The organism is Rhodoplanes sp. Z2-YC6860, assembly GCF_001579845.1.
Classification (GTDB): domain Bacteria; phylum Pseudomonadota; class Alphaproteobacteria; order Rhizobiales; family Xanthobacteraceae; genus Z2-YC6860.
Genome location: NZ_CP007440.1, coordinates 4,506,316 through 4,526,101 on the forward strand (window position 1 = coordinate 4,506,316; position 19,786 = coordinate 4,526,101).

The following is a 19,786-nucleotide window of genomic DNA, read 5'->3' on the forward strand; positions in this document are numbered from 1 at the left end:
TCCATGGCCGATGATCTCCGCAACTTCACCATCAACTTCGGGCCGCAGCATCCGGCTGCGCACGGCGTGCTGCGCCTGGTGCTCGAGCTCGACGGCGAGATCGTCGAGCGCGTCGACCCGCATATCGGCTTGCTGCATCGTGGCACCGAGAAGCTGATCGAGGCCAAGACCTATCTCCAGGCGATCCCGTATTTCGACCGGCTCGACTACGTCGCGCCGATGAACCAGGAGCACGCCTTCTGCCTCGCGGCAGAGAAGCTTCTGCGGCTCCAGGTGCCGCGGCGCGCGCAGCTCATCCGCGTGCTCTATTGCGAGATCGGGCGGCTGCTTTCGCACATCCTCAACGTCACCACGCAGGCGATGGACGTCGGCGCACTCACCCCGCCGCTGTGGGGCTTCGAGGAGCGCGAGAAGCTGATGGTGTTCTACGAGCGCGCCTCCGGCTCGCGCATGCACGCGGCGTTCTTCCGCATCGGCGGCGTACACCAGGACCTGCCGGCGAAGCTGATCGACGACATCGAGGCGTTCTGCGATCCGTTCCTGAAGGTCTGCGACGACCTGGAAGACCTGCTCACCGGCAACCGCATCTTCAAGCAGCGCAACGTCGATATCGGCGTCGTCAGCCTCAAGGACGCCTGGGCCTGGGGTTTCTCCGGCGTGATGGTGCGCGGCTCGGGTGCGGCCTGGGATCTGCGCAAGTCGCAGCCCTACGAGTGCTATTCCGAGATGGATTTCGACATTCCGATCGGCAAGAACGGCGACTGCTACGATCGCTACTGCATCCGCATGGAAGAGATGCGGCAGTCGATCCGCATCATGAAGCAGTGCATCCACAAGCTCCGCGAGCCCGAAGGGCAGGGGCCGGTGCTGCCGGAAGACAACAAGATCGTGCCGCCGCGCCGCGGCGAGATGAAAAAGTCGATGGAAGCGCTCATCCATCACTTCAAGCTCTACACCGAAGGCTTCCACGTGCCGTCCGGCGAGGTCTATGCCGCGGTCGAGGCGCCCAAGGGCGAATTCGGCGTCTATCTCGTCGCCGACGGCACCAACAAACCCTACAAGTGCAAGATCCGCGCGCCGGGCTTTCCGCATCTCTCGGCGATGGATTTCCTCTGCAAGGGCCACATGCTGGCCGACGTCTCGGCGATCCTCGGCTCGCTCGACATCGTGTTCGGAGAGGTTGATCGCTAATGGCCGTCCGTCGCGTCGCACCGCCCGAGCTTCAGCCGAAGGACTTCGCCTTCACGGCGGAGAACGCCGAATGGGCCAAGAAGCAGATCGCCAAGTATCCGGAGGGCCGTCAGCAGTCGGCGATCATTCCGCTGCTGTGGCGCGCCCAGGAGCAGAACGGTGGCTGGCTGCCGGAGGTCGCGATCCGCCACGTCGCCGACATTCTCGGACTTGCGCATATCCGCGCGCTCGAAGTCGCGACCTTCTACACGATGTTCCTGCTCGAACCGTGCGGGAAGAAGGCTCACGTCCAGGTGTGCGGCACCACGCCCTGCATGCTGCGCGGCGCGGAAGCGATATTCGACGTCTGCAAGAAGCGCATCCATCACGATCCGATGCACATCTCAGCCGATGGCGACTTCTCGTGGGAAGAGGTGGAGTGCCTCGGCGCCTGCGTGAACGCGCCGATGGTGCTGATCTGGGACGACACCTACGAGGATCTCACCGCCGAGAGCTTCGGCAAGGTGCTCGATGAATTTGCCGCTGGCCGCAAACCCAAGCCTGGCCCGCAGATCGACCGGCAGCTCTCCGCGCCGGTCGGCGGTCCCACGACGCTGAAATCGGTGAAGGCCTAAAGATGCTCGACGACAAGGACCGCATCTTCAAGAACCTCTACGGCCTCCACGACTGGGGCCTCGAAGGCGCGCGCAAGCGTGGCTCCTGGGACGGCACCAAGGCGATCCTGGACAAGGGCCGCGACGCCATCGTCAACGAGGTGAAGGCCTCGGGCCTGCGCGGCCGCGGCGGTGCAGGCTTTCCGACCGGTGTGAAGTGGTCGTTCATGCCCAAGACCGTCGGTGACCGGCCGCATTATCTTGTGGTCAATGCCGACGAGTCCGAGCCGGGCACCTGCAAGGACCGCGAGATTCTGCGTAACGATCCGCATCTGCTGGTCGAAGGCTGCCTGATCGCCGGACGCGCGATGGGCTGCACCGCGGGGTACATCTATGTGCGCGGTGAGTTCATCCGCGAGCGCCAGCGGCTGCAGGCCGCGATCGACCAGGCCTATGAGGCAAAGCTCCTCGGCAAGGACAACATCAACGGCTACGACTTCGACCTCTACGTCCATCACGGCGCCGGCGCCTATATCTGCGGCGAGGAGATGGCACTCCTCGAAAGCCTCGAGGGCAAGAAGGGCCAGCCGCGGTTGAAGCCGCCGTTCCCGGCGAACATGGGCCTCTACGGCTGCCCGACCACGGTCAACAACGTCGAGAGCATCGCGGTGGTGCCCGACATCATGCGCCGCGGCGGCGCCTGGTTCGCCGGCATTGGCCGGCCGAACAACACCGGCACCAAGCTCTACTGCATCTCGGGCCACGTCGAGCGGCCCTGCACGGTTGAAGAGACGCTGGGCGTCCCGCTGCGCGAATTGATCGAGACGCATTGCGGCGGCGTGCGCGGCGGCTGGGACAATCTGCTTGCCGTGATCCCGGGCGGCTCGTCGATGCCGCTCATTCCGGCGGGCCCGACCGGCTGCGACGACCTGCTGATGGATTTCGACGGCTGCGCCAAGCACAAGTCGGCGCTCGGCACCGCCGCCGTGATCGTGATGGACAAGTCGACCGACATCATCCGCGCGATGGCGCGCATCTCGTACTTCTACAAGCACGAGAGCTGCGGCCAGTGCACGCCGTGCCGTGAGGGCATGGGCTGGATGTGGCGCGTGCTGACCCGCATGGCCGAAGGCCGCGCCCAGCGCCGCGAGATCGACATGCTGTTCGACGTGACCAAGCAGATCGAGGGTCACACCATCTGCGCGTTCGGCGACGGCGCCGCCTGGCCGGTGCAGGGCCTGCTGCGCCACTTCCGGCCGGAGATCGAGCGCCGCATCGACGAATACGTCCGCAACTCGGACAGCCGCGGCGCGGTGCGTGAGCCCACGCAAGTGGCGGCGGAATAGGGAAAGAGCGATGGCCAAAATCGTCATCGACGGCACTGAAGTCGACGTCCCGCCGGAGTTCACGCTGCTCCAGGCGGCGGAAACCGCCGGCGCGGAGATCCCGCGCTTCTGTTTCCACGAACGGCTGTCGATCGCCGGCAACTGCCGCATGTGCCTCGTGGAGTTGAAAGGCTCGCCGAAGCCGGTCGCGAGCTGCGCCTGGGCCGTACGCGATTGTCGTCCAGGCCCAAACGGCGAGCCGCCGGTCGTCAACACCAAGACGCCGATGGTGCGCAAGGCGCGCGAAGGCGTGATGGAATTCCTGCTGATCAATCATCCGCTGGATTGCCCGATCTGCGATCAGGGCGGCGAATGCGATCTGCAAGACCAGGCCATGGCCTACGGCGTCGATAGCAGCCGCTATCACGAGAACAAGCGCGCGGTCGAAGACAAGTATATCGGCCCGCTGGTGAAGACGATCATGAACCGCTGCATCCACTGCACGCGGTGCATCCGTTTCTCCGCCGAGGTCGCGGGCGTGCCGGAGCTCGGCGCGATCGGCCGCGGCGAGGACATGGAGATCACGACTTATCTCGAGCACGCGATGTCGTCGGAGCTGCAGGGCAACGTCGTCGATCTCTGCCCGGTCGGCGCGCTGACCTCGAAGCCTTACGCGTTCTCGGCGCGTCCCTGGGAGCTCGCCAAGACCGAGACCATCGACGTGATGGACGCGGTGGGCTCGGCGATCCGCGTCGACAGCCGCGGCCGCGAGGTGATGCGCATCCTGCCGCGCACCAATGACGACGTGAACGAGGAGTGGATCTCCGACAAGACCCGCCATGTGGTCGATGGCTTGCGCGCGCAGCGCCTCGACCAGCCCTATATCCGCGAGCAGGGCCGGCTGCTGCCGGCGACCTGGCCGCAGGCCTTTGCCGCGATCGCCGCCAAGGTGAAGGGCACGAGCCCCGACCGGGTCGGCGCGATCGCCGGCGACCTCGCTGCGGTCGAGGAGATGTACGCGCTGAAGGACCTGATGACACGGCTCAGCTCGAAGAACATCGACGCCCGCCAGGACGGGGCCGCGATCGATCCGGAGCTGGGACGCGCGTCGTACCTGTTCAATGCGACGCTCGCCGGCATCGAACGTGCCGACGCTCTGCTGCTGATCGGCTGCAATCCGCGCCGCGAAGCGGCCGTCATGAACGCCCGCATTCGCAAGCGCTGGCGCGCCGGCAAATTTCCGGTCGGCGTCATCGGCGAGCGCATCGATCTCACCTACAGCTACGATTATCTCGGCGCCGGCCCAGAGACGCTGTCCGAACTCGCCGCCGGCAATGTGAAGTTCGCCGAAACGCTGAAGGGCGCGGAGCATCCGCTCGTCATCGTCGGCTCTGGCGTGCTGACGCGGCCCGATGGTGCTGCGGTCGCGGCGCTCGCAGCCAAGGCCGCGATCGAGCTCGGTGCCGTGAAAGAAGGCTGGAACGGCTTCTGCATGCTGCACCATGCGGCGTCGCGCGTGGGCGCGATGGAGCTGGGCCTGGTGCCGGGTGAGGGCGGCTTGAACGCCGCCGCCATGGCCAAGTCCAATGCACTCGACGTGCTGTTCCTCCTGGGCGCCGACGAGATCGACGTGCCGTCCGGCGCTTTCGTCGTCTATATCGGCAGCCACGGCGACAACGGCGCGCATCGCGCCGACGTCATCCTGCCGGGCGCGGCCTATCCGGAAAAATCCGGCATCTACGTCAACACCGAAGGCCGGGTGCAGATGTCGAGCCGCGCGACCTTCCCGCCGGGCGAAGCGCGCGAGGACTGGGCGATCTTCCGCGCACTGTCCGACGTGCTCGGCGTGAAACTTCCCTATGACTCGCTCACCGCGCTTCGCCAGACGCTGTTCAAGGACAAGCCGCAGCTCCAACGCATCGGCCAGATCATGCCGGGCGGGCCCGCCGACGTGCGGCAGCTTTCGACGGTCGGCGGCGCGGTCGACAAGGCGCCGTTTGCCACCACGATCGAGGATTTCTACCTCACCAACCCCATCGCGCGCGCGTCGGCCACCATGGCCGAGTGCTCGGCCCTCGCCGAAGCGCGGCTGTCCATGACCGCGGCGGAGTAGACCATGACCTTCGCCGAACTCTGGACCGATTATCTCTGGCCGCTGATCATCATCGTCGCGGAATCGCTGCTGCTGCTCGTGGTGCTGCTGGTTTCGATCGCCTACGTGCTGCTCGCCGACCGCAAGATCTGGGCGGCGGTGCAGATCCGCCGCGGCCCCAACGTGGTCGGGCCCTGGGGCCTGTTCCAATCCTTCGCCGACCTTCTGAAGTTCGTGTTCAAGGAGCCGACCATTCCGGCCGGCGCCAACAAGGGCGTGTTCCTGCTTGCGCCGCTCGTCACCTGCACGCTGGCGCTTGCCGCCTGGGCCGTGATGCCGGTCAGCGCCGGCTGGGTGATCGCCAACATCAATGTGGGCGTGCTCTACATCTTCGCGATCTCGTCGCTCGGGGTCTACGGCGTGATCATGGCCGGCTGGGCGTCGAACTCGAAATATCCGTTCCTCGCCGCGCTCCGCTCCGCAGCCCAGATGGTGTCCTACGAAGTCTCGATCGGCTTCGTCATCATCACGGTGCTGCTCTGCGCGGGCTCGCTGAACCTCTCCGCGATCGTGGCGGCGCAAGACACCCGCTTCGGACTGCTTGGCTGGTACTGGCTGCCGCTGTTGCCGATGTTCGGCGTGTTCTTCGTCTCGGCGCTGGCCGAGACCAACCGCCCGCCGTTCGATCTGGTCGAGGCGGAGTCCGAACTCGTCGCCGGCTTCATGGTCGAATACGGCTCGACGCCGTACATGATGTTCATGCTCGGCGAATACGTCGCCATCGCCACCATGTGCGCGATGGGGACGATCCTGTTTCTCGGCGGCTGGCTGCCGCCGGTCCCGGTCGTGCCGTTCACCTGGGTGCCGGGCATCGTCTGGTTCGCGCTCAAGGCGCTGTTCATGTTCTTCATGTTCGCCATGGTGAAGGCGATCGTGCCGCGCTACCGCTACGACCAGCTGATGCGGCTTGGCTGGAAAGTGTTCCTGCCGCTGTCGCTCGCGATGGTGGTGATCGTCGCGGCCGTGCTGCAGTTCGGCCATCTGGCGCCGAAGGGGTAAGACGATGAGGCTCGATCAGGCTGCCCGCTCGATATTCCTGCAGGAGTTCGTCTCGGCGTTCTTCCTCGGCATGCGCTATTTCTTCAAGCCGAAGGCGACGCTGAACTATCCGTTCGAGAAGGGCCCGATCTCGCCGCGCTTCCGCGGCGAGCATGCGCTGCGCCGCTATCCGAACGGCGAGGAGCGCTGCATCGCCTGCAAGCTGTGCGAGGCGATCTGTCCGGCGCAGGCCATCACCATCGAGGCCGGGCCTCGCCGTAACGACGGCACGCGGCGCACGACGCGCTACGACATCGACATGGTGAAGTGCATCTATTGCGGGCTGTGCCAGGAGGCCTGCCCGGTCGACGCCATCGTCGAGGGCCCGAACTTCGAGTTCGCCACCGAGACCCGCGAAGAGCTCTACTACGACAAGGAAAAGCTGCTCGCGAACGGCGACCGTTGGGAGCGCGAGATCGCGAAGAACATCGCGCTCGACGCGCCGTACCGGTGAGGGTGGGCGAGCGATGATCCTTCCCGCGCTGTTCTTCTACCTCTTCGCGCTCGTCTGCATCGCGTCCGCCGTAATGGTGATCGCGTCGCGGAACCCGGTGCACTCGGTGCTCTATCTGATCCTCGCCTTCGTCAACGCCTCGGGCCTGTTCGTGCTGATGGGCGCCGAGTTCCTGGCGATGATCCTGATCGTGGTCTATGTCGGCGCGGTCGCGGTGCTGTTCCTGTTCGTCGTCATGATGCTCGACGTCGATTTCGCCGAGCTGCGTCAGGGCATCCTGCAGTATCTGCCGATCGGCTTCGTGGTCGGCTTCATCTTCATGGCCGAGCTCGTCGCGGTCGGCGCCGCCTGGGTGATCCGGCCGGCGGTGCCGCAGGGCATTCCGTCGCCGATTCCGACCACCATCACCAACACCGAGGCGCTCGGCCGGGTGCTCTACACCGACTACATCTATTACTTCCAGGCAGCCGGCATCGTGCTGCTGATCGCCATGATCGGCGCCATCGTGCTGACGCTTCGCCACAAGCCGAACGTCAAGCGGCAGAACATCTCCGATCAGGTGGCGCGTAACCCCGCGACGGCGATCGAGGTCGTGAAGGTTCAGTCGGGGCAGGGGCTTCAATCATGACAATTGGGCTCGGCCATTACCTCGCGGTTGCCGCGATCCTGTTCACGGTCGGCATCTTCGGCATCTTCCTCAATCGGAAGAACGTCATCATCATCCTGATGTCGATCGAGTTGATCCTGCTCGCCGTCAACATCAACTTTGTCGCGTTCTCGACCCATATCGGCGACCTGATGGGCCAGGTGTTCGCGCTGCTGGTGCTGACGGTGGCCGCCGCCGAGGCCGCCATCGGCCTTGCCATCCTGGTGGTCTACTTCCGCAACCGCGGCTCGATCGCGGTTGAAGACATCAATCTGATGAAGGGCTGACGCGCATGATCCCGAAAAGAGGGAACCGGTTTTCGGTTGAGATCATGCGCCAGGAGCAAGCATGATCCCGGCAATCGTTTTCCTGCCGTTGCTCGGCTTCATCCTGGCCGGCGCCATTGCGCTGGTCGGCGCCCGCGGCCGTTTTCCCGGCGCCGAGCCGTCTGACGACGACCATCATGCCCCGGCTCATGGCAGCACCGTTCACGTCAACGAGCCGCATGGGGTCATCCACGAAAGCCATCACGAACCTGGCGCTCATGACGACCATGGCCATGGCCCGGTCGAGCCGCCGGCCGCCGGCTCACGCGCGGCCGAGATCATCACCACCTCGTTCCTGATGATCGCGGCGGTGCTCGCCTGGATCACGTTCTTCAAGGTGGGCTTCGGTCATCAGGACGAGCGCATCACGCTGTTCACCTGGATCATCTCGGCCGATCTCAAGGTCGACTGGGCGCTGCGCATCGATACGCTCACCGCCGTCATGCTGATCGTGGTGACGACCGTCTCGGCGCTCGTGCACCTCTATTCGATCGGCTACATGAACGAAGACCCGTACCGGCCGCGGTTCTTCGCCTACCTGTCGCTGTTCACCTTCGCGATGCTCGCGCTGGTGACGTCCGACAACCTCGCCCAGCTGTTCTTCGGCTGGGAGGGCGTGGGTCTCGCGAGCTATCTCTTGATCGGCTTCTGGTACCACAAGCCCGAGGCCAACGCGGCCGCCATCAAAGCCTTCGTCGTCAACCGCGTGGGTGATTTCGGCTTCGCGCTCGGCATCTTCGCCGTGTTCATGATGACGAGGTCGATCGACCTCGACACGGTGTTCACCCAGGCGCCGGCGCTGGCCGGCAAGACCATCAACTTCTTCGGCTGGCATGCCGATGCGCTGACCCTGATCTGCCTGCTGCTGTTCATGGGAGCGATGGGCAAGTCGGCGCAGTTCCTGCTGCACACTTGGCTACCGGACGCCATGGAAGGCCCGACCCCGGTGTCGGCGCTCATTCACGCCGCCACCATGGTCACGGCCGGCGTGTTCATGGTGGCGCGGCTGTCGCCGTTGTTCGAGCTCGCGCCGAACGCCTCGGCGGTCGTCACGCTGGTCGGCGCCACCACGGCGTTCTTCGCCGCGACCGTCGGCCTCGTGCAGAACGACATCAAGCGCATCGTCGCGTATTCGACCTGCTCGCAGCTCGGCTACATGTTCGTCGCCATGGGCGTCGGCGCCTATTCGGTCGGCATGTTCCACCTGTTCACCCACGCCTTCTTCAAGGCGCTGCTGTTCTTAGGCTCTGGCTCCGTGATCATGGCGATGCATCACGAGCAGGACATCCGCAACATGGGCGGGCTTCGCAAGAAGATCCCGTTCACCTACTGGACGATGGTGATCGGCACCTTGGCGCTCACCGGCTTCCCGTTCACCGCCGGCTACTTCTCCAAGGACGCCATCATCGAGGCGGCGTTCTCCGGCAAGAACCCATTCGCGATCTATGCCTTCGCGATGACCGTCGTGGCGGCCGGCCTCACGGCGTTCTATTCGTGGCGGCTGATCTACAAAACCTTCCACGGCACGCCCCACGACGAGCATCACTACGAGGCGGCGCAAGAGAGCCCGCCGGTGATCCTGATTCCGCTTGCCGTGCTGGCGATCGGCTCGATCGCCGCGGGCTTCGCGTTCAAGGAATTCTTCGCCGGCCACGAGACTCACGAATTCTTCCGCGAGTCGCTGAAGCAGGGCGAAATCCTCGAGGCCATGCACCATGTGCCGTGGACGGTGGCGTACCTGCCGACCGTTATGATGGCACTCGGCTGGGGCATCTCGGCCTACATGTATCTTTATCGCACCGAGATCGCCGAAAACCTCGCCAGGCAGCACGCCTGGCTGTACCAGTTCCTGCTCAACAAGTGGTACTTCGACGAGCTCTATGACCGCATCTTCGTGCGGCCTGCGCTCTGGGTCGGCCGCGTGTTCTGGAAGGGCGGCGACGGCTTCATGATCGACAGGCTCGGCCCCGACGGCGTCTCGGCGCGCGTGCTCGACATCACCCGCAGTGTGGTCCGGCTGCAGACCGGCTACCTCTACCACTACGCCTTCGCCATGCTGATTGGCGCGGCTGCGCTGATCACCTGGTTCATGTTCTCCGGCGGCGGGGTGCACTGATGGCGAGCTGGCCGGTTCTTTCTCTCACGACATTCCTGCCGCTCGTCGGCGCGCTGTTCCTCATGACGCTGCGCCAGGACGCGGCGGGCGACCGCAACGCGCGCTGGGTCGCGCTGTGGACCACGCTGATCGTGTTCGCGGTGTCGCTGATCCTGATCTGGCGCTTCGACATGGGCTCCTCGGAGTTCCAGTTTGTCGAAAAGCATCCGTGGCTCGGCGGCTTCGCCACCTACCACATGGGCGTCGACGGCATTTCGCTGCCGCTCGTGATCCTGACCACCGCGATCATGCCACTCTGCATCCTGGCGAGCTGGCGCGCCATCAAGGTCCGCGTCAAGGAATACATGATCGCGTTCCTGGTGCTGGAGACCTTGATGGTCGGCACCTTCTCGGCGCTCGACCTCGTGCTGTTCTATCTGTTCTTCGAGGGCGGCCTCATTCCGATGTTCCTGATCATCGGCGTGTGGGGCGGCCCCCGCCGGGTCTATGCGAGCTTCAAGTTCTTCCTCTACACGCTGCTTGGCTCGGTGCTGATGCTGCTCGCCATCATGGCGATGTACTGGCAGTCGGGCACCACCGACATCACGGTGCTGCTGCATCACAACTTCCCGCGCGACATGCAGCCGTGGCTGTGGTTTGCGTTCTTCGCCTCGTTCGCCGTGAAGATGCCGATGTGGCCGGTGCACACTTGGCTGCCGGACGCCCACGTCGAGGCGCCGACCGCGGGTTCGGTCGTTCTGGCCGCGATCCTCCTGAAGATGGGCGGCTACGGCTTCCTGCGTTTCTCGCTGCCGATGTTCCCGCACGCCTCGGCGGATTTCGCGCCGTTCGTGTTCACGCTGTCGGTGATCGCCATCGTCTACACCTCGCTGGTCGCGCTGGTGCAAGAGGACATGAAGAAGCTGATCGCCTATTCGTCGGTCGCCCACATGGGCTTCGTGACAATGGGCATCTTCGCCGCGACGTCGCAGGGCGTCTCGGGTGGCATCTTCCAGATGGTGTCGCACGGCGTGGTTTCGGCCGCGCTCTTCCTCTGCGTCGGCGTGGTCTACGACCGCATGCACAGCCGCGAAATCGCCACGTATGGCGGCCTCGTCAACCGCATGCCGGTCTATGCCGTGGTGTTCCTGGTGTTTACGATGGCCAACGTCGGCCTTCCGGGCACCTCGGGCTTCATCGGCGAATTCCTGACGCTGCTCGGCACCTTCCGGGTCAACGTCGTGGTGGGAACGCTCGCCACGCTCGGCGTCATCCTGTCGGCCTGCTACGCACTCTGGCTTTATCGCAAGGTGGTTCTCGGCAAACTCGACAAGCCGAGCCTCGCCAACATCACCGACATGGGCTGGCGCGAGATCGTGGTGTTCGTGCCGCTGATCGTGATGACGCTCTTGCTCGGCTTCTATCCAAAGCCCGTACTCGACGTGTCGGCGGCATCCGTGAATGCGCTGCTCGACGGCTATCAGCAGGCGCTTGCCCCGGCGAAAGCCGCGGCGCTGACCAAGTGATGAGGCTTTAGCCGATGAACCCTGTCCCGCTTGCCTCGCTTGGGCCGATTGTGCCGGAACTGATCCTGGCGATCGGCGCCATGGCGCTTCTCATGCTCGGCGCCTACCGGCAGAACAGCACCTCGCTCGTCAATTTCGGCGCCGTCGTTCTTCTGATCGCCGCGGCCTTCGCAGTCGTCATGGTGCCGAACGGCAAGCTGTTCGGCGGCAGCTTCATCGTCGACGACTTCGCGCGATTTCTGAAGATCCTGACCTATATCGGCTCGGCCTTCGCCATCATCATGTCGCTCGACTACATGGCGGTCGAGAAGCAGGAGAAGTTCGAGTTCTCGGTGCTGATCGTGCTGTCCACCGTCGGCATGGGCATGCTGATCTCGGCCGGCGACCTGATCGCGCTCTATCTCGGGCTGGAGACCATGAGCCTCGCGCTCTACGTCGTCGCGGCCTCGGCGCGAGACAACGTGAAGTCGACCGAAGCGGGCTTGAAGTATTTCGTGCTCGGCGCGCTGTCGTCCGGCATGCTGCTCTATGGCTGCTCGCTGATCTACGGTTTCACCGGCAACATCTCGTTCGCCGGCATTGCCAAGGCCTCGGGCGAGGGCGGCGTCGGCCTTGTGTTCGGCCTGGTGTTCCTGTTCGCGGGCTTCTGCTTCAAGGTCTCGGCGGTGCCGTTCCACATGTGGACGCCCGACGTCTACGAGGGTGCGCCGACGCCGGTCACGGCGTTCTTTGCCTCCGCGCCGAAGATCGCCGCCATGGCGATCTTCGCCCGCGCCACCATCAGCGCGTTCCCGGCGATCACCGTGCAATGGCAGCAGATCGTGGTGTTCGTCTCGATCGCCTCGATGGCGCTCGGCTCGTTCGCCGCCATCGGCCAGACCAACATCAAGCGGCTGATGGCCTATTCGTCGATCGGTCACATGGGCTTCGCGCTGGTCGGGCTCGCCGCCGGCACCGCCGAGGGCGTCCAGGGCGTGCTGGTCTATCTCGCGATCTATCTCACCATGACGGTCGGCACATTCGGCGTCATCCTGGCGATGCGCCGCGATGGCCAGGCGGTCGAACAGATCGCGGACCTCTCGGGACTCGCGCGCAGCAATCCGGCGCTGGCGTTCTTCCTCGGGCTGCTGATGTTCTCGCTCGCCGGCATTCCGCCGCTCGCGGGCTTCTTCGCCAAGTACTACGTGTTCCTCGGCGCGATCAAAGCCGGCCTCTACATGCTGGCTGTGATCGGCGTGGTCACCAGCGTGGTCGGCGCCTACTACTATCTGCGGATCGTCAAGACGATGTACTTCGATGAGGCCGCGCCGGCCTTCACGCCGATTCCGGTCTCGCTCAAGGCCATCATCGCGGTCGGCGGGCTGTTCAATCTCCTGTTCGCCTTCCTGGCTGCTCCGATCGTCAACGCTGCCACGGCTGCGGCGAGGTCGCTATTCTGATGCAGCTCGATCCCACGGCTGCGGCGGCCGGGGCTCGGCTCATCACCCACGACACGATCGGCTCGACCAACGAAGAGGCGTTGCGGCTTGGGCGCACGGGCGAACGCTCGCCGCTCTGGATCACGGCGCAGCGACAGACCGCGGGCCGCGGCCGCCGCGGACGCACCTGGGTGTCGGAGGCCGGCAATCTCTATGCGAGCCTGCTGCTCTCGGACCCATCGACGCCCGATCGCTTCCCCGAGCTTTCCTTTGTCGCAGCGCTCGCCCTGCACGACGCGGTCACGGCCCGCATCCCCGGGCTCGCGGGCCGCGTGGCGCTGAAATGGCCCAATGATCTCCTGATCGACCGCAACAAGTTCGCCGGCATCCTGATCGAGGGCGAGGGGGCGACGGTCGTCATCGGCATCGGCGTGAACTGTGCGCATCACCCGGACGGCACCGAATATCCGGCAACGGACCTCGCCGCCGCCGGCGTCCGCGCCACGCCGGAGAGCCTGTTCGCGCATCTGTCGGCCGCAATGGCCGTGCGGCTTGCGCAGTGGGACCGCGGCGCGGGCTTCGCCGCGATCCGCACCGACTGGCTCGCGGGCGCCGCGGGCATGGGCAAGCCGGTCCGCGTGAAGACCGCGGACGGCGAGATCGCAGGCCTTTTCGAGGGGATGGACGCCAGCGGCCGCTTGGTTCTGCGCCTGCCCGATGGAACAATGCGGGCCGTGGCGGCGGGCGACGTCCACATAACGGCGAGGTAGCAAGGAATGGCCGGTCCGCAGGGCGAGCTTGTGTTCGCGCCACTCGGCGGCGTCGGCGAGATCGGCATGAATCTGTCGATCTATGGACTCGGCGATGCGCGCAAACGCACCTGGCTGATCGTCGATGTCGGCGTGTCGTTTGCCCAGGAGGAAAACCTTCCGGGCGTCGACCTGGTGCTGCCCGACATCCGCTATCTCATCGAGGAGCGCAAAAACATCGCCGGCATCGTGCTGACGCACGCGCATGAGGACCATTTCGGCGCATTGATGGACCTCTGGCCGAAGCTCAAGGTGCCGATCTACGCGACGCCGTTCACCGCGTCGCTGTTCGAGGCCAAGCTTGCCGGCGAGACCATGGCGCCGGAAATCCCGGTGAAGGAGATCGCGCTCGGCTCGCGCTTCAACATCGGGCCATTCGACATCGAGCTCTGCTCGGTCGCCCATTCGATCCCGGAATCCAATGCGCTGATCATCCGCACGCCGTTCGGCAACGTGCTGCACACCGGCGATTGGAAGATCGATCCGACGCCCGTGGTCGGCCCTCCGACCGACGAGGCCAAGCTCCGCGCGCTCGGCGACGAAGGCTGTCTCGTGCTGATCGGCGATTCCACCAACGCGGTTCGAGACGGCCGCTCGCCGTCCGAAACGGCCGTTGCGGCCGAGCTTGCCAAGCTGATCGAGAGCTCGCGGCAGCGCGTCGCCGTCACCACCTTCGCCTCCAATGTGGGGCGCATCCGCGCCGTGGCCGATGCCGCGCGCCGGGCCGAGCGCGAGGTCGTGGTGGTTGGCCGCGCCATGGATCGCGTGATCGGCGTGGCGCGCGAGACCGGCTACCTCGAAGGCGTGCAGCCGTTCCGCGGCATGGACGTCTACGGCCATCTGCCGCCCGACAAGGTGGTGGCGCTGTGCACCGGCAGCCAGGGCGAGTCTCGTGCCGCACTGGCCCGCATCGCTGCCGATGAGCATCCCGAGGTGGCGCTGTCGCGGGGCGACCGTGTGATCTTCTCGTCGCGGCCCATTCCCGGCAACGAGAAGGCCATCGGCCGCGTCATCAACGGCTTGATCGACCAGGGCGTCGAGGTCATCACCGACCGGACGCATCTGGTTCATGTCTCTGGCCATCCGCGCCGCGCCGAACTCGAGGAGATGATCGGCTGGGTCAAGCCGCAGACCGTGATCCCGGTGCACGGCGAGTCACTGCATCTCGCCGAGCATGAGGGTCTGGCGCGAAAGCTTGGCGCCAACACGCTTCAGTGCCGCAACGGGGATCTGGTGCGCCTCGCGCCGGGGCGGCCCGAGATCATCGACGAAGTGCCGGCCGGCCGGTTCTACAAGGATGGCGCGCTGGTGATCCCGGCCGAGACCCGCACGGTGGCCGAGCGCAAACGCATGGCGTTTTCTGGCATGGTCATGGTGTCGCTCGCCATCGACGACAAAGGCCAGCTCGTCGCCGATCCCGAGTTGGAGCTGCTCGGCGTGCCGGAAACCACCGCCGACGGCTCTCAGATGTTTCAGGTCGCCGCCGACGCCGTGCTGGAGACCTTCGACAGTCTGCCGCGGCCGCGCCGTCGCGATCCGGACTCTGTCGCCGAGGCGATCCGGCGGAGCGTGCGGGCCGCGATCAGCTCGCACTGGCGCAAGAAACCAAACGTCACGGTGCACGTCCTGACGGTTTGAGGGGAGCGCAGGTCTGGGCCGCTAGCCGCGGCCGCCCGGGCCCGGTATGGATGGCCAGCCGGGCTGCAGGAGAGCCTCATGATCGGACGACTGAACCACGTCGCCATTGCGGTCCGCGACATCGCCAAGGCCTCGGACGTCTACCGCAAGACGCTCGGCGCCACGGTGTCGGCCGTGGTGCCGCAGCCGGCCCATGGCGTGAACACGGTGTTCATCACCCTGCCCAACACCAAGATCGAGCTCCTCGAGCCGCTCGGCACGGACTCGCCGATCGCCAAGTTCCTGGAGCGCAATCCCGACGGCGGCATCCACCACGTCTGCTACGAGGTGGACGATATTCTTGCTGCGCGTGACAGGCTCAAGGCCGAGGGTGCGCGCGTGCTCGGCGACGGCACGCCCAAGATCGGCGCGCATGACAAGCCCGTGCTGTTCCTGCACCCCAAGGACTTCTGCGGCACGCTGGTCGAACTCGAGCAGGCCTGACGAGATATGGGAATCTCCACCGGAATCGCGATCTATTTCCTGATCTGGTGGATCGTGCTGTTCGCCGTGCTGCCCTGGGGCGTGAAGGAGCATGGCGAGGAGGGCGTTCCGGGTTCCGACCCTGGCGCGCCGCGAATGGCGCGGGTGTGGGCAAAACTCCTCTGGACCACCGTGGTCGCGACCGTGGTGTTTGCGGTCCTGGCTTTTGTCTATCTCAAGGGCCTTCTCAGCCTCGACGACCTGGCGAGGCTCATGGGACTGCCCGAATTCAAGCTGTGATCCAAAAAAATAGAGCAGGGTCAAAGCCCTGCTCGAAAAGCCTTAAGTCACATGTTAGCCCCGACACTCGCTACACAGTCGGTGGCGGCGCATTCGCGCTTTTGGCTTTTCCTCCCGAGACGAGGGCCGAAATCGTCGGTACCCCGTACAGACGGACAAACGCTAGCCCATCGCTTGGGCGTTGTCATTCCTGCGCTGCAACATGAATGGGCACCGGAGGGGCGGGGCCTTCTTGTCTTTTCCCGACCGATCCGCTTTGTGTGCGCAGCCTGCTTTCCCGCCAGATTCTCGAGAGTGCCATGCGCCTGTCCCGCTATTTCCTGCCGATTTTGCGCGAGACGCCGAAGGAGGCCGAGATCGCGTCACACCGGCTGATGCTGCGGGCCGGCATGATGCGCCAGGAGGCGGCCGGTATTTATGCCTTCCTGCCGCTCGGGCTGCGCGTGCTGCGCAAGATCGAGCAGATCGTCCGTGAGGAGCAGAACCGCGCGGGCGCCATCGAGATGTTGATGCCGACCATCCAGTCCGCCGACCTCTGGCGCGAAAGCGGACGGTATGAGGCCTATGGCAAGGAGATGCTGCGCATCGAGGACCGCCATGAGCGCGAGATGCTCTATGGGCCGACCAACGAGGAGATGATTACGGAGATCTTCCGGTCCTATGTGCGCTCCTACAAGGACCTGCCGAAGAACCTCTATCACATCCAGTGGAAATTCCGGGATGAGGTGCGCCCGCGCTTCGGCCTGATGCGCGGCCGCGAATTCCTGATGAAGGACGCCTATTCGTTCGACGTCGATTACGAAGGCGCCAAGCACGCTTACAACAGGATGTTCGTGGCTTACTTGCGCACTTTCGCGCGGCTCGGGCTGAAATCGATCCCGATGGTCGCCGACACCGGTCCGATCGGCGGCAACCTCAGCCACGAGTTCATCATCCTGGCCTCGACCGGCGAGTCCGAGGTCTATTGCCACAAGGACTACCTCGACTTTCCGGTGCCCGATCAGAACATCAATTTCGACGACGTCGCGGGCCTCCAGGCGACGTTCGACAAGTGGACCTCGCTCTATGCGGCGACGTCGGAGAAGCACGACGCGGCGGCCTTCGGCCAGATTCCGGCCGACAAGCAGGTCTCGGCCCGCGGCATCGAGGTCGGTCACATCTTCTATTTCGGCACCAAGTATTCCGAGCCGATGAAGGCCGTGGTCAGCGGCCCCGACGGCGTCGAGAAGCCGGTGCATATGGGCTCCTACGGCATCGGGCCGAGCAGACTTGTCGCCGCGATCATCGAAGCGTTCCATGATGACGCCGGCATCCGCTGGCCCGAGCCGGTCGCGCCGTTCAAGGCGGCGATCCTCAATCTCAAGCAGGGCGACAGCGCGACTGATGCGGCGTGCGAAAGCCTCTACCGCGATCTGACCGCCAAAGGCGTCGACGTGCTCTATCACGATCTCGACGAGCGTCCCGGCTCCAAATTCGCCACCGCCGACCTGATCGGTGTGCCCTGGCAGGTCGTGATCGGCCCCAAAGGTCTCGCTTCGGGCACCTTCGAAATCAAGAAACGGGCCGACGGCAGCCGGGAAAACCTGAGTCCGGCCGCCACAATCGATCTGCTGACACGATAAGCTGTGAGTTTCTAAGCGGGGTGCGCTCCCGGTGCTGGCTTGAAACCGCCAGAATCGGATGAAATCCGTTCTCAAAGGGGATTGATGAGCGAACCAACCGGGACACGGCCTTTTGCCCCGTTCGAATGGATGCTGTCGTTGCGCTACTTGCGAGCGCGACGGCAGGAGGGATTCATTTCGATCATTGCTGCCTTCTCGTTCCTCGGCATCATGCTGGGGGTGGCGACCCTCATCATCGTGATGGCGGTGATGAACGGCTTCCGGAAGGAGCTTCTGGGCAAGATCCTCGGCCTCAACGGCCACCTTCTGGTGCAGCCGCTGGAATCGCCGCTGACCGATTTCGAGGCCGTCGCCGCGCGCATCGCAGGCGTGGAGGGCGTGCGGCTGGCGGTGCCAATCGTCGAAGGGCAGGCGCTCGCTTCGTCACCGTTCAACGCCGCAGGCGTGCTGGTGCGCGGTATCCGCGGCCAGGATCTCGTCGGGCTCGGCTCGATCGCCAAGAACATCGTGCAGGGCACGCTTGAAGGCTTCGATCAGAACCAAGCTGTGGTGATCGGCCGCAGGCTCGCCGATCAGCTGACGCTGCGCGCGGGCGACAACGTGACGCTGGTCTCGCCGCGCGGCGCCGTGACCCCGATGGGGACCACGCCGCGCATCAAGGTCTACAAGATCGCGGCGGTGTTCGAGATCGGCATGTCGGAGTACGACGCCGCCTTCGTCTTCATGCCGCTGCCGGAGGCGCAGGCCTATTTCAACCGGAACGGCGACGTCACGGCGATCGAGGTCTACACCAACAATCCCGATCAGATCGGACGATTCCGCGAACTTGTGACAGCGGCCGCGAAGCGGCCGATCTTCATGATCGACTGGCGGCAGCGAAACGCGACGTTCTTCGGCGCTCTACAGGTCGAGCGTAACGTCATGTTCCTGATCCTGACGCTGATCGTGCTGGTCGCGGCATTCAATATCGCGTCGAGCCTGATCATGCTGGTCAAGGACAAGGGCCGCGACATCGGCATCATGCGGACCATGGGCGCGACGCAAGGCTCGATCATGCGGATCTTCCTGATCACGGGCGCCGCGATCGGTGTGATCGGCGACCTTGTGGGCTTCCTGGTCGGGCTTCTGGTCTGCCTGAACATCGAGTCGATCCGGCAGTTCCTGTCCTGGCTCAGCGGCAGCAATCTGTTCCCGCCGGAGATGTACTTCCTGTCGCGTCTGCCGGCCGACCTCGACGTCGGCGAGACCACAGCCGTTGTGGTGATGGCGCTCGCACTTTCACTCCTTGCGACGCTCTACCCGTCGTGGCGCGCGGCGCGCCTCGATCCGGTCGAAGCGCTCCGTTACGAGTGAGCCCGATGGCCGAACAGGAACCCCCGGTCATCTTTCTGCATCAGGTCGAGCGCCGCTATCACCAGGGCGAGGCGACGCTGGAGATTCTGAGGAGCGCCGAACTCGCGGTCTGGCCGGGCCAGTCGGTGGCGCTGGTGGCGCCTTCAGGCGTCGGCAAATCGACGCTGCTGCATGTCGCGGGTCTTCTGGAGCACCCAGACGGCGGCGAGGTCTATCTCGACGGCCAGCCGACCGCGACGCTGTCGGACTCAGCCCGCACGCGGCTGCGCCGGAACTCGATCGGGTTCGTCTACCAGGCGCACCATTTGCTGCCGGAATTCTCCGCCGTCGAAAACGTCATGCTGCCGCAGATGCTGCGCGGTCTGTCGCGCAAAGACGCGCATGTGCGGGCAAGCGAGCTTCTGAGCTATCTGGGCCTCGGCGAGCGGCTCACCCACCGGCCGGCGGAACTCTCCGGCGGCGAGCAGCAGCGCGTTGCCATCGCGCGTGCGGTCGCGAACGTCCCGCGGCTGCTTCTGGCCGACGAGCCGACCGGCAACCTCGACCCGCGCACGTCCGATCACGTGTTTCAGGCGCTGGCCCAGCTCATCAAGGCGTCTGGCCTGACCGTGGTGCTGGCCACCCACAACATGGAGATCGCGGCGCGCATGGACCGCCGCGTCACGCTCCGCGACGGCCAGATCGTCGAGATGCCCTGAGCGGGCTTTCTCAGCATTGTCAGAGCCTTAAATGGTGCAAGTACGTTTCTGAAAATAGCCACTTGGGTAGTGGGTCAGTTTTGGATCGAAGCTGACAAGGCCACGCGCCGTCCAGGGCGTAGACGACTGGCAGAAACGAA

General features: G+C 65.0%; 18 protein-coding genes. All 18 read left to right on the forward strand.

Going from position 1 to position 19,786, the window contains the following annotated elements; all coding sequences use genetic code 11:
* The first annotated feature begins 3 nt into the window (after window positions 1-3).
* A complete protein-coding gene (locus RHPLAN_RS20955; RefSeq protein ID WP_068021509.1) occupies window positions 4-1,191 on the forward strand; it encodes an NADH-quinone oxidoreductase subunit D in 1,188 nt (395 codons plus the stop codon).
* On the forward strand, window positions 1,191-1,805 hold the full coding sequence (nuoE, locus tag RHPLAN_RS20960; protein WP_068021511.1) for an NADH-quinone oxidoreductase subunit NuoE: 615 nt from the start codon (window positions 1,191-1,193) through the stop codon (window positions 1,803-1,805). The genes RHPLAN_RS20955 and nuoE overlap by 1 nt, the downstream gene beginning before the upstream one ends.
* 2 nt (window positions 1,806-1,807) lie before the next feature.
* Window positions 1,808-3,130 carry an NADH-quinone oxidoreductase subunit NuoF gene (gene nuoF, locus RHPLAN_RS20965; protein ID WP_068021513.1) on the forward strand — a complete coding sequence of 441 codons (1,323 nt, stop codon included), beginning with the start codon at window positions 1,808-1,810 and terminating at the stop codon, window positions 3,128-3,130.
* 10 nt (window positions 3,131-3,140) lie between these two features.
* On the forward strand, window positions 3,141-5,222 hold the full coding sequence (gene nuoG / locus RHPLAN_RS20970) for an NADH-quinone oxidoreductase subunit NuoG (protein WP_068021515.1): 2,082 nt from the start codon (window positions 3,141-3,143) through the stop codon (window positions 5,220-5,222).
* Between the two features lie 3 nt (window positions 5,223-5,225).
* On the forward strand, window positions 5,226-6,260 hold the full coding sequence (gene nuoH / locus RHPLAN_RS20975) for an NADH-quinone oxidoreductase subunit NuoH (protein ID WP_068021517.1): 1,035 nt from the start codon (window positions 5,226-5,228) through the stop codon (window positions 6,258-6,260).
* 4 nt (window positions 6,261-6,264) lie between these two features.
* Window positions 6,265-6,753 (forward strand): NADH-quinone oxidoreductase subunit NuoI, encoded by a 489-nt coding sequence (gene nuoI / locus RHPLAN_RS20980; protein WP_068021519.1) that lies wholly within the window; start codon window positions 6,265-6,267, stop codon window positions 6,751-6,753.
* Between the two features lie 13 nt (window positions 6,754-6,766).
* Window positions 6,767-7,381, forward strand: coding sequence for an NADH-quinone oxidoreductase subunit J (locus RHPLAN_RS20985; protein WP_068021521.1), 615 nt, complete (start codon window positions 6,767-6,769; stop codon window positions 7,379-7,381).
* Complete coding sequence (gene nuoK, locus RHPLAN_RS20990; RefSeq protein ID WP_068021523.1) at window positions 7,378-7,686, forward strand: NADH-quinone oxidoreductase subunit NuoK; 309 nt, start codon at window positions 7,378-7,380, stop codon at window positions 7,684-7,686. Before RHPLAN_RS20985 ends, nuoK begins: the two co-directional genes overlap by 4 nt.
* Window positions 7,687-7,747: 61 nt before the next feature.
* A complete protein-coding gene (gene nuoL / locus RHPLAN_RS20995; RefSeq protein WP_068021525.1) occupies window positions 7,748-9,841 on the forward strand; it encodes an NADH-quinone oxidoreductase subunit L in 2,094 nt (697 codons plus the stop codon).
* Window positions 9,841-11,346 (forward strand): NADH-quinone oxidoreductase subunit M, encoded by a 1,506-nt coding sequence (locus tag RHPLAN_RS21000; RefSeq protein ID WP_068021527.1) that lies wholly within the window; start codon window positions 9,841-9,843, stop codon window positions 11,344-11,346. The genes nuoL and RHPLAN_RS21000 overlap by 1 nt, the downstream gene beginning before the upstream one ends.
* A gap of 14 nt (window positions 11,347-11,360) precedes the next feature.
* Window positions 11,361-12,785 (forward strand): NADH-quinone oxidoreductase subunit NuoN, encoded by a 1,425-nt coding sequence (gene nuoN, locus RHPLAN_RS21005; RefSeq protein WP_068021529.1) that lies wholly within the window; start codon window positions 11,361-11,363, stop codon window positions 12,783-12,785.
* The gene (locus RHPLAN_RS21010; protein ID WP_068021531.1) at window positions 12,785-13,534 is read left to right on the forward strand and encodes a biotin--[acetyl-CoA-carboxylase] ligase; all 750 of its coding nucleotides are present in this window, start codon (window positions 12,785-12,787) and stop codon (window positions 13,532-13,534) included. Before nuoN ends, RHPLAN_RS21010 begins: the two co-directional genes overlap by 1 nt.
* Before the next feature lie 6 nt (window positions 13,535-13,540).
* Window positions 13,541-15,211 (forward strand): ribonuclease J, encoded by a 1,671-nt coding sequence (locus RHPLAN_RS21015; protein WP_068021532.1) that lies wholly within the window; start codon window positions 13,541-13,543, stop codon window positions 15,209-15,211.
* Between the two features lie 78 nt (window positions 15,212-15,289).
* A complete protein-coding gene (gene mce / locus RHPLAN_RS21020) occupies window positions 15,290-15,694 on the forward strand; it encodes a methylmalonyl-CoA epimerase (RefSeq protein ID WP_068021534.1) in 405 nt (134 codons plus the stop codon).
* Window positions 15,695-15,700: 6 nt separating this feature from the next.
* Window positions 15,701-15,973, forward strand: a complete 273-nt coding sequence (locus RHPLAN_RS21025; protein ID WP_068021536.1) for a DUF1467 family protein — start codon at window positions 15,701-15,703, stop codon at window positions 15,971-15,973.
* Window positions 15,974-16,272: 299 nt separating this feature from the next.
* The gene (gene proS, locus RHPLAN_RS21030; RefSeq protein WP_068021537.1) at window positions 16,273-17,595 is read left to right on the forward strand and encodes a proline--tRNA ligase; all 1,323 of its coding nucleotides are present in this window, start codon (window positions 16,273-16,275) and stop codon (window positions 17,593-17,595) included.
* Window positions 17,596-17,679: 84 nt separating this feature from the next.
* The gene (locus RHPLAN_RS21035) at window positions 17,680-18,948 is read left to right on the forward strand and encodes a lipoprotein-releasing ABC transporter permease subunit (RefSeq protein WP_068021538.1); all 1,269 of its coding nucleotides are present in this window, start codon (window positions 17,680-17,682) and stop codon (window positions 18,946-18,948) included.
* A gap of 5 nt (window positions 18,949-18,953) precedes the next feature.
* Window positions 18,954-19,646 (forward strand): ABC transporter ATP-binding protein, encoded by a 693-nt coding sequence (locus tag RHPLAN_RS21040; protein ID WP_068021540.1) that lies wholly within the window; start codon window positions 18,954-18,956, stop codon window positions 19,644-19,646.
* Window positions 19,647-19,786: the final 140 nt, after the last annotated feature.

Coding starts and splice junctions, on each gene's coding strand:
- nuoG (WP_068021515.1), top strand. CDS start 3,141: ATGGCCAAAATCGTCATCGACGGCACTGAAGTCGACGTCCCGCCGGAG.
- proS (WP_068021537.1), top strand. CDS start 16,273: ATGCGCCTGTCCCGCTATTTCCTGCCGATTTTGCGCGAGACGCCGAAG.
- nuoE (WP_068021511.1), top strand. CDS start 1,191: ATGGCCGTCCGTCGCGTCGCACCGCCCGAGCTTCAGCCGAAGGACTTC.
- RHPLAN_RS20985 (WP_068021521.1), top strand. CDS start 6,767: ATGATCCTTCCCGCGCTGTTCTTCTACCTCTTCGCGCTCGTCTGCATC.
- nuoK (WP_068021523.1), top strand. CDS start 7,378: ATGACAATTGGGCTCGGCCATTACCTCGCGGTTGCCGCGATCCTGTTC.
- RHPLAN_RS21025 (WP_068021536.1), top strand. CDS start 15,701: ATGGGAATCTCCACCGGAATCGCGATCTATTTCCTGATCTGGTGGATC.
- RHPLAN_RS21000 (WP_068021527.1), top strand. CDS start 9,841: ATGGCGAGCTGGCCGGTTCTTTCTCTCACGACATTCCTGCCGCTCGTC.
- mce (WP_068021534.1), top strand. CDS start 15,290: ATGATCGGACGACTGAACCACGTCGCCATTGCGGTCCGCGACATCGCC.
- RHPLAN_RS20955 (WP_068021509.1), top strand. CDS start 4: ATGGCCGATGATCTCCGCAACTTCACCATCAACTTCGGGCCGCAGCAT.
- RHPLAN_RS21010 (WP_068021531.1), top strand. CDS start 12,785: ATGCAGCTCGATCCCACGGCTGCGGCGGCCGGGGCTCGGCTCATCACC.
- nuoN (WP_068021529.1), top strand. CDS start 11,361: ATGAACCCTGTCCCGCTTGCCTCGCTTGGGCCGATTGTGCCGGAACTG.
- nuoL (WP_068021525.1), top strand. CDS start 7,748: ATGATCCCGGCAATCGTTTTCCTGCCGTTGCTCGGCTTCATCCTGGCC.
- RHPLAN_RS21035 (WP_068021538.1), top strand. CDS start 17,680: ATGAGCGAACCAACCGGGACACGGCCTTTTGCCCCGTTCGAATGGATG.
- nuoH (WP_068021517.1), top strand. CDS start 5,226: ATGACCTTCGCCGAACTCTGGACCGATTATCTCTGGCCGCTGATCATC.
- nuoF (WP_068021513.1), top strand. CDS start 1,808: ATGCTCGACGACAAGGACCGCATCTTCAAGAACCTCTACGGCCTCCAC.
- RHPLAN_RS21040 (WP_068021540.1), top strand. CDS start 18,954: ATGGCCGAACAGGAACCCCCGGTCATCTTTCTGCATCAGGTCGAGCGC.
- nuoI (WP_068021519.1), top strand. CDS start 6,265: ATGAGGCTCGATCAGGCTGCCCGCTCGATATTCCTGCAGGAGTTCGTC.
- RHPLAN_RS21015 (WP_068021532.1), top strand. CDS start 13,541: ATGGCCGGTCCGCAGGGCGAGCTTGTGTTCGCGCCACTCGGCGGCGTC.